Annotated in this window: 11 protein-coding genes; 1 reads left to right on the top strand and 10 read right to left on the bottom strand. The window is 51.1% G+C overall.

Translation table 11 applies throughout. The features are described from left to right. The 7 genes from H6F43_RS11005 to H6F43_RS10975 all read right to left on the bottom strand — a co-directional run. On the bottom strand, positions 1 to 897 hold an 897-nt coding region (locus tag H6F43_RS11005), incomplete at its 3' end, for a glycosyltransferase (RefSeq protein ID WP_199290277.1). Next, positions 891 to 1,652: a class I SAM-dependent methyltransferase gene (locus H6F43_RS11000; RefSeq protein ID WP_190342808.1), complete on the bottom strand. Its 762-nt coding sequence runs from the start codon at positions 1,650 to 1,652 to the stop codon at positions 891 to 893. The genes H6F43_RS11005 and H6F43_RS11000, both read right to left, overlap by 7 nt. A gap of 16 nt (positions 1,653 to 1,668) precedes the next feature. Next, positions 1,669 to 2,784, bottom strand: coding sequence for an aminotransferase class I/II-fold pyridoxal phosphate-dependent enzyme (locus H6F43_RS10995; RefSeq protein WP_190342807.1), 1,116 nt, complete (start codon positions 2,782 to 2,784; stop codon positions 1,669 to 1,671). A 133-nt stretch (positions 2,785 to 2,917) separates the two neighbouring features. Next, complete coding sequence (locus tag H6F43_RS10990) at positions 2,918 to 3,349, bottom strand: hypothetical protein (protein ID WP_242025509.1); 432 nt, start codon at positions 3,347 to 3,349, stop codon at positions 2,918 to 2,920. Between the two features lie 394 nt (positions 3,350 to 3,743). Continuing rightward, the gene (locus H6F43_RS10985; RefSeq protein ID WP_190342806.1) at positions 3,744 to 4,961 is read right to left on the bottom strand and encodes a hypothetical protein; all 1,218 of its coding nucleotides are present in this window, start codon (positions 4,959 to 4,961) and stop codon (positions 3,744 to 3,746) included. A gap of 885 nt (positions 4,962 to 5,846) precedes the next feature. Further along, entirely contained in the window at positions 5,847 to 7,040 is a 1,194-nt protein-coding gene (gene alr, locus H6F43_RS10980) for an alanine racemase (RefSeq protein WP_190342805.1), read from the bottom strand. A 256-nt stretch (positions 7,041 to 7,296) separates the two neighbouring features. Beyond that, positions 7,297 to 8,115, bottom strand: coding sequence for a hypothetical protein (locus H6F43_RS10975; RefSeq protein ID WP_190342804.1), 819 nt, complete (start codon positions 8,113 to 8,115; stop codon positions 7,297 to 7,299). A gap of 439 nt (positions 8,116 to 8,554) precedes the next feature. On the opposite strand from H6F43_RS10975, the gene ctpB reads away from it, so the two are divergent. Further along, positions 8,555 to 9,853: a carboxyl-terminal processing protease CtpB gene (gene ctpB, locus H6F43_RS10970; protein ID WP_190342803.1), complete on the top strand. Its 1,299-nt coding sequence runs from the start codon at positions 8,555 to 8,557 to the stop codon at positions 9,851 to 9,853. A 3-nt stretch (positions 9,854 to 9,856) separates the two neighbouring features. Here ctpB and H6F43_RS10965 read toward each other — a convergent pair whose 3' ends face one another. The 3 genes from H6F43_RS10965 to glgP all read right to left on the bottom strand — a co-directional run. Continuing rightward, positions 9,857 to 10,360: a MogA/MoaB family molybdenum cofactor biosynthesis protein gene (locus H6F43_RS10965; RefSeq protein WP_190342802.1), complete on the bottom strand. Its 504-nt coding sequence runs from the start codon at positions 10,358 to 10,360 to the stop codon at positions 9,857 to 9,859. A 77-nt stretch (positions 10,361 to 10,437) separates the two neighbouring features. Then, positions 10,438 to 10,767 carry a photosystem II reaction center protein Psb28 gene (gene psb28 / locus H6F43_RS10960; protein ID WP_190342801.1) on the bottom strand — a complete coding sequence of 110 codons (330 nt, stop codon included), beginning with the start codon at positions 10,765 to 10,767 and terminating at the stop codon, positions 10,438 to 10,440. A gap of 103 nt (positions 10,768 to 10,870) precedes the next feature. After that, the coding region (gene glgP, locus H6F43_RS10955; protein WP_190342800.1) for a glycogen/starch/alpha-glucan family phosphorylase at positions 10,871 to 12,205 on the bottom strand (1,335 nt) is incomplete at its 5' end.

Here is a 12,205-nt window from a genome sequence, read left to right as displayed (position 1 = left end):
TAAGCTTCCTGGCATTTCCAGATAATCTGCCAGTCCCTCCGTCTGCGTCACAATCACCGGACGGTGACACGCCATCGCTTCCAGCAGCGTCGTTACGCCTGCCGTATCCTGGCTGGGAAATAAACTCACGACGACCAGATCGGCATCGCGGTAAAGCTGTACCAGTTCCGTCCATTCGTAGAAACGGCGCGACATATTGTCTGGTAGCGTTTTCGGGAACGATCGCGCCAGCGGACGCACATCCGCCGAAAATCCGCTGATCTTCACATCCACATCCAAATCTGCCGTTGCTGCTGCCAGACTTCGGTAATCCCGCTTCTCCAGTCCTACACTAGCAATCACCGGTCGGGGCTTATACGACAAGGCAGATCCAGGAGTGAAAAATTGCGTGTCCGTCTGCTCTAGCAGCGAAAATACCTGCTCGTCAGGCAGCTTCAGGTAATCGTGCAAAAACTCAATCTGCGGGCGACAATTGCTGACAAACAAGCTGACTCGTTCGGCAGAGCGGAACAGCTTCAAGGCGACACGGCTACGGGGTCGATGTCCTGTATGAATGAACACTGCAACCTTGGGTGGACTCGGCTGCATGCCGCAAAGCGTCGCGATCGGAATGCCCACGTCCTCATCGGTGCAGTAAATCACGTCGTCGCTAGTGAGTTCTGCTGCCAATCTACGCGCTAGCGCCCAGTTTTGCGGCTGCCCCATTAATTTTGAGCGGAGGCGATCGATCCGCAGAATCGGCTCAGTTCCTGGTGTATGAATCGTCGCGTTTAACCGCTGACTGAGCCCCCACATGACATGTCGGGGACGCTTTCCGGCTGCCGCCTGCGCCTGAATATGGTCTAACTCGATCGTGTGACTTAGCGCCAGATGATACATCGTTTTTTCCTCTAGCATCGACCGATAAAGTAAACGCTCCAGGTGTCGCAGCCTGGCTCTCGGTTTGTCATCCACTCACCCGCTGCAACATAGCTAAAGCCAGCCTGAGACAGCAGCAGTTCCACTTCCGGTTGGAACAGATAGCGCATTCGATGGGTTTCGTGCAGCGTCTCGATGCTGAGCGAGTCTTGAATCAGAATTTGGTAGTTAACATCGACCCAGTTCTGGTTCGGATACAGCACTGGCTCTGCAATCCGCGTCACTGACAGAATTTCATCTGCAAGACGCTTCACGCGCACGCTGGGACGATCGCTCAAGACTGCTGGTCCATACCAGCAGTCAAACAGAAACACACCACCAGGCTTTAGATGCTGTTTTGCCGTGGCAAATGCCGCCTGCAAATCCTCGTTGATGGTCTGGTAGCTGATGACGTGAAACAGCGACACAACAACATCAAAGCTGCGATCGAGCCGAACCGATCGCACATCGCCCTGCTGAAACGTTAGCTGCGCGACTTGATGCTCTGGCAGCGTCTGCACGCGCTGGTTGGCTCGCTCCAGCATTTTGCTACTCAGGTCTACTCCGCAAAGACTGTAGCCGCGTTCTGACAGCAGTGCGGCATGCATACCCGTTCCACAGCCGAGTTCCAGAATCGATTTCGCGTCGGGAGCGTGACGTTGAATCAGTTCATGGACAAACTGGGCTTCAGCGCCGTAATTTTTGTCGCGGTACAGCAGGTCGTAATAGTGGGCGTAAGAACCAAACACGCTCATTACTGCAGAATGCCTCTCATGCGAACAACTCCTTGAGTGCGAATACAACTTGTTCCATTTGCTCCTCGGTCAGCGCCATACCGCTAGGAATATAAAATCCTTGTCGCGCTAGCCGCTCTGCTACTGGGTAGGATTCCCCATAAAACAGTCCCATTCTCAGGAGAACGGGTTGCTCATGCATTCCCCAGAAAAATGGACGAGTGCCGATGCCACAAGCTGATAATTGCTTCATTACGTCGGCGGCATCAAAGGGCACACTGTCGCTGAGCACTAGACCGTACACCCAATAAATGTTTTCGGCATATTCGGTGCTGGGCAGCGGCAGTTGCAGATCCGAAATATCCGACAAGCGATCGCGGTAGTACTGCCCCATCTGGCGCTTCCGCTGTACAAACTCATCCAAGCGTTCTAGCTGGGCTAAACCCAAGGCGGCTTGCAAATTCGTCATGCGAAAATTCCAGCCCAATTCCTCATGCACAAAGCGCTTCTGCGACTGGAAACACAAGTTTCGAAGTGACTGACACCGCTCTGCTAAGCGATCGTCGTTCGTCACGATCATTCCACCTTCGCCTGTTGTAATGTGCTTGTTGGGGTAGAAGCTAAAGGTGCTGATGTCGCCGAAACTGCCGCAGGGTTCACCCTTGTAGGTTTGCCCGTGCATCTCAGCAGCGTCCTCGATCACCCACAGTCCGTACTGGTGGGCAAGCTTCAGAATTGGATCGACTTCCACAGGCAAGCCGTAGATATGAACAATCATGATCGCCTTGGTGCGGGGTGTGATCTTGGCAGCAACCTGCTCGACGTTCATGTTCCAGGTGTTTGGATCCGCATCAACAAGAACAGGCTTAGCACCCGCCCGCACGATCGCGGCTGCGCAGGAAATGATCGTAAACGTCGGCAAAATTACTTCATCACCAGGTTGGATGCCCAAAGCTGCGATCGCCGCATCTAGCGCTACAGAGCCGTTACTGACCGCAATCCCATGTTTGCGCTGCACACGTGCAGCAAACTCTGTCTCAAACTGCTTCACAAACGGTCCTTCAGAGGAAATCCAACCAGAGTCGACGCATTCCATGAGGTACTGCTTTTCCCGACCGTCTAGCAGCGGTTGGTTAACTGGGACGAAGTTCACACCAAGCTCCTGTAGATTTCAAAGTAAAAAAGCGCGTTCTCGCGTTCGTAATAGAAACGACTTGCGAGAACGCTAAAGCAAGCGTTTAAGTTACGCGATCGCAGAATACAAAGGATTGAACGAATCTTGACTTCTAGAAATCGCAGGGCGTGAAACGGGTTTTATCGTGTTCACCAACATAAGGACCCTGCTTAACCTCTATCATTTCGACTTCTTCTAAAACCTCGAAGCCGTGCCCACCTTGAACCAGCAGAATTACATCGCCCGATTCAAGAATGTGGCTTTCAAGATATTCTTGCTGATCGGTGTAAAAGTCCACTCGCAGCTTTCCCTGTTTTACAAGAAGCACTTCTTGAGTGTAGTCAACCTGTCTAGGAACTACGTTGTGAACGTGGGGCTGAATCATCTTTCCAGCTGGATGCCGCATGTAGGCAAGCTGCTGAGAAAGAGTATTAGGTGTAAAGAAATGAATACCAGATTCTTTGAAATCAGCAGAAATAATAATTCCAAGAAGTTGGCTATTGTGAGTAATTTCATGTACCAACTTTTGCTTACATTCAACCAATGCAGGACCTCCTTCAAACGAGCAGAGCAAATTTAGGTCTGTGATGCGCTTGAAGTAGACAAACTAAAGCAGGGCAAACAATTACTTTGCACCATCCTGGGTATTTAAGTACCCTTTTTATAGAAGCAAAGCATCAGCGCCATGCAGAGATCGATCGTCTTCTCCAGCCCAGCTAGGACTCTAGAACTCACTCCAAATGAACGACTTTACTTCACTACTTTGGATTGCAACTGTTGGACTTTCCCTCAGGGATAATACTGTAAAATCCTTGGACAGCCTAACGAGCTGTGGCAGATGCAAGTTAAGAACTAGTAGGAAATAGCTGGGGTTGTAAAGTTCAGCTCCATGATCCTTCTCCGTATTTTCCGAGAGGCATGGCTATGTTCAATTCGGATTAATCAGACGCAATTGGGTTTATTTCAGAATCTAGAAGGACTTCAGTGACCACTCGATTACTTCGCAATTGAGAGAAAATCCGATATTCGTCTGGGTCAAAGAGATGAGTTGGCTGAGACTGTTCAGCGTCCATCTTAATCAAGTTATACTGAACGTTTTCAGCATAAATGGCAAATGTAACATTAAAAATTTCTAGGAAATTAACAATCCAATTGCACTCATCTTCAGGGTAGTTCTGGTAGTACGTAACAAGCTCAGCAATTCGAGCTTCAAGGTGAGTGCGGGCATGCTTGCAGACGAGAATAATTTTTAGCAGTGCAATAACCAGCGTTAGGGCATTGCCTTTCGACAGCAAGAGAACGAACAATTGAGATGGGTCTTTCTGATTCTCAGTTGTTAAATACTCAATGACGCGATTGCACGTTCGTAAAATAAGAGCGTGAGTGACCGTTTCATGATCGTGCTCTACATAAAGTGCGTCTAGCTTCTCAGCAAGTTTAGCTTGAAGCGTTTCAACAAACTCTGGATTCTCAACTGAGAAAATCAAGTATTTCTTTAAGCTGTGCTTGAAGTTTTTATACGATAAGTGCTTCGTTTGATTAACAAATATGTTTGCTAAGTTTGCGTAGCTGAATGGGCCACGCCGTGCCACGATCGTTTTGATAAGCCGCAGCGCTTCATCTCCCAAGGCAGTTGGATTTTTAGGCTTGCGCTCGCTAGTTGCAGTTGACTGTGATCGAGCGATATACATGGCGAGATCAAACTTGAAGCGGTCTTTTAGCTGCCTTGATAGCGCCCTTGCTGCTTCTCGTTGCTCGATCGGATTTTTAAGGTTGACGTACTGCGGAACCAACAAGTAGGAGGTATATCGTGAACTCCAAGGACCTCGCCCCTGTTCTTCATACCGAGAGGCAAACAGCCGAAGCTCTTGGTAGCCTTGGCTACTAACAAAATTATTTAGCCAAAGCCGCAAGCGCTTTAGCGTTGGAGACGCTGTATACCGATGTGTAGAAGGATCAGTAAAGACGTGAACTAGATCTTGAATAGGCTTGTAATGTCTTGCGGCATCCCAGTTATTTACCAGGATGTAGCAGCAGCGCTTTAGAGTATTTCTAAATTCCTCCTCATTGTTGCTAAAAACAATCTCGTAAAGAGACTGCATTGCCTCCGCGCTAATTGAGTCAACATGATAAATAAAAAGACGCTTAAACTCCAACAGCGTCTCCTCAGGAGGCCACTTCTTAACAATCTCTAGAAGAAAGCTATAAATTGTTTCCTGAGCTTGTTGGATGCTCCGTCCCGATTTCGATAGCCGAATTGACGGTTCATCTGTGAGAGTGTCTGGCAAACTATCCCCGATCATCATAGGTACTCAGGACGCGTAACGTTTCTGCAGGCGTGGTAGCGGACAAATACTACTGAAGTAAATTATTCAATGGCGCTGAGCCAATTCCAGAATTTCGCACGATCGTCCATTGGTTGCTCTGACCCAACTAGCTGGTGATGTAAAGGCTGGCGATGCGAAGGGGAAAACTCTTAGAGTAAAGGCTCATCCCCTGCGGCTGATTCATAAGTCCAGTGTTAATTGGGAAAGGCGATCTCCTCATTGGGTGATCGCCCTTAAAGCTTGAAAAACATAACATTGCACTCGCCCAAAACGCTCGATAGGTTCTTATGATCAGGGATAGAACTGTCGAAGCGAGTGATTAATGTTCGTGGTAGATAGTGATGATTGCGTGGGAAGCCAGTGATCTCGCTCACGCAGGGGCAACTTCGCATAGGCGGTATTCTCGCATGACTCAGTAGATGTACCTGATATCGGAACTTAGCTAGATGCATAACCTGAGGCAATGACAGGCTTACGCAATGACAAAACCCTAGCAGCAACGGCATTGCCCAAGCGGATTCGGACGTCAGAAAGGCTATGGCGCCATCATAAGCGGGTTGACCAAACATTATCTCACTCCTTTAGAGTAAAGATAATGAGGCTAATTTGTCTGATTCGTAGCCGTATTCACGAAATCTTTAGAGTAGCTTAATAGACACCTTAGACGGTCAAACACACGGATGGATCAGGGTATCCCTGGGGAGCTAGAAGCTTCTACCAACGGCATCGCTCTACACTCGGTACAGAGCATTCTACGGCAATTCGAGGCAGTCGATGTTTGAAGCCGCAAAGGATTTCCCAGGAAATCGTATTCAGCAGTGAGGCCCAGTCGTCTGCGGTAACAGCGTGATTTCCATCCTGCCCTAATACCGTGACCACCTCCCCTTCTTGAAGGTCCGGTACTGTACTCACCAGCATCAATTGATCCATCGTTACACTGCCAATCTGAGGCACCTGCTGACCTCTTACCAGCAGCGTCATTTGGTTCGATAGATTACGAGGAACGCCATCCGCATAGCCAATACCGACAACGGCTATTTGGAGTTCGCGATCGGCAATAAACCGATGCCCGTAGCTGACTCCAGTTCCTGGCTGAATCGTCTTTACCTGCGTCACTCTGGCTTTGACCTGAAGCGCTGGCTTGAGGTTCACAACCGATCTTAGGTGAGGCGCTGGATAGAGACCGTAGATGGCAAGACCAACCCGCACAAGATCGTAGTGAACAGCAGAGTCGGTAAGCGCAGCGGCTGAGTTTGCGAGGTGCAAGGCAGGACACTCAACGCCTGCCGCTTTGATGCGAGCGATCGCCGCATCAAAGCGCTGCTGCTGCTGCCTCAGAACGGTTTGATCCACACTCTCGGCGGTGGCTAGATGCGAGTAAACGCTGGCAATTTGCAGGTTCGATAACCGCTGGACGAGTTGGGCAAACTCAGCAGCGTCCTGCCAAGCGATGCCTAAGCGAGACATGCCCGTGTCCAGCTTTAAGTGGACCGGAAGCGGTGCTCGATCACCGCGTTCCCCAACCGTTTCAGAAAAGATTAGCGCCTGTTTTGGGGTACACAGCGTTGGCTGCAAATTCCAGCGAACGATCTCTCGAATCTGCTCTGGCGTATTCGTGGCTCCCAAAATCAGCACTGGAGCGGCAATTCCGGCTTCTCGGAGTTCGATCCCTTCGGGTATCGTTGCAACGCCTAGCCAAGTCGCACCTGCCTGTAGCACCGTCTGAGCTACCGTAACGGCACCGTGCCCGTAGGCATCTGCCTTTACCACTGCCATGAGCGCGGTTTGCGGCGAAAGCAGGCTGCGAAGCTGTTTCACGTTGTGGGCGATCGCGCTTACATCCACTTCAACCCAAGCGCGTTCCCGCTTCATCAAGGCAAGGCTTGGACTCTGATTCCAGCTCAACATAATAAGCTCTATTCCTCCTTCAAACCACCACGTCACGGGGTAAGCATTCACCAACTCGCCATTGAGACTGGTTACTACCGACGGTGCGATCGCATCGCCTTCCACAACCCCTTCTAATTGATGGACAAAACCTTACCAGGTTTTTACGGGAAGCAAAATACTCGTTTGCCAGACTGGAGGCGAAGCGCTCGCACCGCAATCATCAGACCCATTCAGCCGTTAAGTTACCAAAGGCTTGGTTCCTCCACGTCCACTACTATTTGCGAGGAGGCTTCGACGGCGAAGGTTTTACTGTGGGCGGCACAAATTCTAGCTGCCCGTCTTTAAGGTTTATTCGCCCGCCTAGCGCTAAGATTTCTCGTTTGGCGCGTTCCTGGGTTTGTCGATCGCCCACAGCTACTGCCTGAGCGTACACGGATGTCCAAGCCTGAAAACGAACGGGAACGCTATTCGGATCTCTGCGCAGAAATGCCGCTGTTGCCTCAAACAGCGGTAAAAAAGCGTGATCGGGGGTGTCCTTAACCCACTGAGCGGCCAGTTCATGAGAGCGAATCGAGCCGGGAACATCTCCTAGCAGCAGCAACTGGTCTAGGCCCTTAAGCCGCGGGATTTGAAATGCCTTGGGATGAATCTGTGGAGATAGCGCTGCCGTACCACGATCCATCATTTGAATAGCCAAATCTGGTCTACCAAGCTGGTAAGACACTGTTCCTGAAAGGAATAGATAGCTGTCCACAAAGCGCGGATCTCGACGGGTGATGATGTCGAAATAGTCGGGACTGAGGGAGTAGCCAGTTTGTAAGCGGGCAGGCGTATCGCCGTAATATTGAAGGAAGTTGAGCAGGCTCCAGTCCGCGATTACATTGTCAAAGCCGAAGGTGGGAAGCTGCTTCAGAAGGTTCAGTCGCAGACGCTCCTGCTGCTCCGCCTGGGCAGCGTTCGTGACCCACAGAGAGGGTTGATTCAACTGCGATCGCTGCATTAACACTACACCCGTCAACGCAAGCGCCGCGATCGCCAGTCTCGCCAACGCGCTTCGTCCTTGTCGTTTTATGACTCCAGCGTTTGTTGTCATTGATTAACCAGCGTCAACTACCATCCCTGCTGATTCCAATTTAGCCGCTCAAAGCAGCTAAAGCACAAGGCTTCTCCCCGCTCCTACGGATACCCCAATAAAAATTTAATAAAGTTAACAGCCTTTCCTCTATCCCAATTCCTCAAGATTCGGTTAGATTGGCGGAAAGGTTCGTACCAAAATTCATCTGTCGTCTGAGGAATTCGTAACTTCCTTCCAAGACACTTCGCAAACTGTCACCAATCAAACCAATTCTTTGCTTACGCTCTAGGTATGTTGAGAGTGTGGTGCAGGGTTTGGATTGTGCTCAGTAGTTTTTGCGATGTTTTACTTGGAAGCGGCGGTGCGATTGCAGCTGTGTGAATAGCCTCGACGCCACCTCCGCTGACTCTTAACTGTGTGCTCCTCGTTTGGCAACCCCTCTAGATCTCATAACTCGATGAACTTTTACAAGCACTTCCCCCTCTCCAAAGTTGCTCTGTTTGGTGGGGCAGTTGCTGCTACAGCAGCGCTGTCTCTGTTTGGTCCGGATCGCGTTCGGGCGGCTCTGCAAGATAGCCCAAAAACTGTTTTGGACGAAGCTTGGCAGATTGTCAATCGCGAATATGTCGATGGCACGTTCAACAAGGTGAATTGGCAAGCAACGCGGCAAGAACTTCTCAGCAAAAACTACACCTCGCGAGAACAAGCGTACGCTGCACTAAAAACCGCTCTTGAGAAGCTGAATGACCCGTACACCCGCTTCATGGACCCCAAGCAGTACGAGGCACTGACGAGCCAAACCGCTGGAGAGCTCTCAGGAATTGGAATTCGTTTAGAGGTCAGTGAGCAATCCAAGACTCTGACAGTGGTTGAGCCGATCGAAAACTCCCCCGCGCTCAAAGCAGGCATTCAATCCGGCGATCGTATTCTCGCGATCAATGGCAAATCGACAAAGGGGATGAGTGTAGAGGATGCCTCGACGCTGATTCGAGGCGATGCGGGAACCAAGGTCAACTTGCAGATTGGGCGTGAGAACAAGGAGTTTGCGCTGGCACTGGTGCGGGCGCGGATCGAGCTTCCCACCGTGCGCTACTCGCTTAAACAAGAAGGAAGCCGTCGGGTTGGCTACATTCGGCTGAACGAGTTTAGCGCTCATGCATCAGAGCAGATGCGGAAGGCAATTCGAGATCTTACGACTCAAAAGGCACAGGGCTTCGTGCTAGACTTGCGCGGCAATCCCGGCGGCTTGCTGCAAGCCAGCATTGATATCAGTCGGATGTGGGTCGATAAAGGTGCGATCGTCCGCACGGTAGACCGAAAGGGCGGCGATGAGAAGTTTACTGCCAACCAAACGGCGCTAACCACGTTGCCTCTCGTCGTTTTGGTGGACGGCAATTCAGCAAGTTCGAGTGAGATCCTGACCGGAGCACTGAAGGATAATCGACGGGCAACGGTCGTGGGTAGCCAGACGTTTGGCAAGGCATTAGTGCAGTCGGTTCACTCGCTATCGGATGGATCTGGGCTAGCGGTGACGATCGCCCACTACTACACGCCCAGCGGTACAGACATCAGCCAGAAGGGAATTACGCCGGATGTCAAAGTTGATTTAACCGACTCTGATCGCCAGCGGTTAGCATCAAATCCGAAAATGATCGCAACGAAGGACGATCCCCAGTACGCTAGTGCGCTGTCAGCGCTAGAGAAGCTGGCGATTCAGCGCCCAGCATCAGCACCTCAGGCGAGCACGCTGAAGTAAACGCTACGGTGTACGTAGCTGACTGACGAGATGTCGTAGCTCTGGCAGAATGAGTTTTTCAACTGCCAGAGCTACTGCATTGGTTGAGCCTGGCAGGGAAAAGATAAGTTTCGATCGAAAGACGCCTGCAACTGCGCGTGAGGCGATCGCGCGTGAGCCAATTTCTTGATAGCTGAGGTAGCGAAACAGTTCCCCAAATCCTGGCAGCGTTTTCTCAAGCAGCGCCTCGATCGCGTCGTACGTGGTGTCTCTAGGAGCGATCCCCGTACCGCCGTTAATAATGAGCGCATCCAGATCCGATCTCTGACTCAGGTCTTCTAGGAGCGATCGAATCTGCATAGGTTCGTCTTTTACCAGGTCATACGCGCCGATCTGGTGTCCTGCACTTTGCAGAAGCTGCTGAATCGTTTGACCGCTGCGATCGGTCTCAAGGGTACGCGTATCGCTGACGGTGATAACTGCGCAGTGGACCACCAGCGTTATGGGATCCGGATGAGGAGTTGCCATAGCAGAATTAAATGAAAAAGGAGCCAGCCTTTCGATCGTCTGACTCCGAGTAATCAACTGCGGTCGTGGTAGTGCCTTTAGGACTTCGCCAAGCCGTTCTCTTCAGCGTAGCGCTCCATAAACCGAATAAAGCGGTCCCACGCATCCGCCGATTTCATAATGTAAATCGCTTCCAGGGCAGCAGGCTGACCGTTGATAAACTTGGCTTTGACTTCCCGCGTCGTCAGTTCGCCTTCTTCATCAATGAGATACATCCCGGTAATATCCTCGGTGCTGCTGCTGCTCAGCGCTTTGGGATATTCGAAATAGAAGGTGGCGGTTCCATTGCTGCCATCGCGCGATCGGGTAATACGAACGTCCGGCACCACGTCTTCATCGACGCCTCTCGAAAATTGAATCTTTGCCATAGTCCCAGTCAGTTCCTAGGAATCGATAAGCTACTATTCTCCCATCATCTGGTTCTCTAGGAAACGAGAACCGATGACGAAGTTACCGCTGTGCTTGCAGCGGCTAGATAGACCCACTCAAACCATCAATCTTCACGTGAGCGTCCTCCTCTAGCTCAACGTTAATGGGCTGAATGTGCCACAGATCTGTGCAGTAGTCATGGATCGAGCGATCGGACGAGAACTTGCCCATTCGCGCCACATTCAGGATCGCCATGCGAGTCCAGCGGTCTTGATCCCGATAGGCCTGACTGACGCGGTCTTGGCACTCAATGTAGGATTGGTAGTCTGCCAGCAGCAGGTACTCATCCCGATTCAGTAACGAATCAATCATCGGCTTGAACAGTTCTGTGTCGCCGTGGGAAAAGAAGCCAGAGGCGATGCGATCGATCACCTTTTTCAGCTCCGCATTGTTCTCGTAGTACTGACGTGGATTGTACTTTCCTGATGCTTTCAGCGCGTAAACCTCCTCGGTCGTCAGTCCACACAAGAAGAAATTCTCCTCGCCCACTTCCTCACGGATTTCCACGTTGGCACCGTCGAGCGTGCCGATCGTCAGCGCGCCGTTTAGGGCGAACTTCATGTTGCCCGTTCCCGACGCTTCCTTACCCGCTGTAGAAATTTGCTCAGACAAATCGGCAGCAGGATACACACGCTGGGCGAACTTGACGTTGTAGTCCTTGAGGAACAGCACCTTGATGCGATCGCGCACGTCCGGATCGCGGTTCACCACCTCACTCACCGCCGTGATCAGCTTGATCATCAGCTTCGCCATGTAGTAGCCCGGAGCCGCTTTCCCGCCAAACAAAAACGTCCGGGGCGTGATGTCGATGTCAGGATTCGCCTTGATGCGGTTATAAAGAGTGATGATGTGCAGCGTGTTGAGGTGCTGACGCTTGTACTCGTGGAAGCGTTTTGCCTGAATGTCGAACAGCGAGTTGGGATCGACCGTAATGTCGTACTGCTGTTTGATGTAAGTCGCTAAATCCTGTTTGATCGCGTGCTTAATCTGGCGGAACTCCTGTCGGAATTCTGGGTCATCCACAAACGCTTCTAGCTTCCGCAAATCCTCTAAATTCTTAATCCAGTTGTCGCCGATTTTACTGTTGATTAGCTTCGTCAGACGGGGATTGCTCAGCACGATGAAGCGGCGTGGCGTGACGCCATTCGTTTTGTTGCTGAACTTCTCCGGATACATTTCGTAGAAGTCGCGCAGCACGTCTTGTTTCAGCAGCTCGCTGTGCAGCGCCGCTACGCCATTGATGGCATGGCTTCCCACACAGGCAAGATGCGCCATTCGCACGTAGCGTTCGCCATCTTCATCGATTAGCGACATGCGGCGGATGCGATCGAAGTCGTCAGGATACTTAAGCCGCACATCGTCAAGAAAATACTTGTT

Origin of the sequence: Leptolyngbya sp. FACHB-36 (assembly GCF_014695955.1) — a bacterium.
In the GTDB taxonomy this organism is placed as follows: domain Bacteria; phylum Cyanobacteriota; class Cyanobacteriia; order Leptolyngbyales; family Leptolyngbyaceae; genus FACHB-36.
Note: the sequence above shows the minus strand (reverse complement) of the source record. Positions and strands in the feature narration are given on the sequence as shown.

What these genes read in the sequence shown, in the direction of transcription:
- H6F43_RS11000 (WP_190342808.1), bottom strand. Translation starts at nt 1,652, where the DNA reads ATGAGCGTGTTTGGTTCTTACGCCCACTATTACGACCTGCTGTACCGC.
- alr (WP_190342805.1), bottom strand. Translation starts at nt 7,040, where the DNA reads ATGTTGAGCTGGAATCAGAGTCCAAGCCTTGCCTTGATGAAGCGGGAA.
- H6F43_RS10975 (WP_190342804.1), bottom strand. Translation starts at nt 8,115, where the DNA reads ATGACAACAAACGCTGGAGTCATAAAACGACAAGGACGAAGCGCGTTG.
- ctpB (WP_190342803.1), top strand. Translation starts at nt 8,555, where the DNA reads ATGAACTTTTACAAGCACTTCCCCCTCTCCAAAGTTGCTCTGTTTGGT.
- H6F43_RS10965 (WP_190342802.1), bottom strand. Translation starts at nt 10,360, where the DNA reads ATGGCAACTCCTCATCCGGATCCCATAACGCTGGTGGTCCACTGCGCA.
- psb28 (WP_190342801.1), bottom strand. Translation starts at nt 10,767, where the DNA reads ATGGCAAAGATTCAATTTTCGAGAGGCGTCGATGAAGACGTGGTGCCG.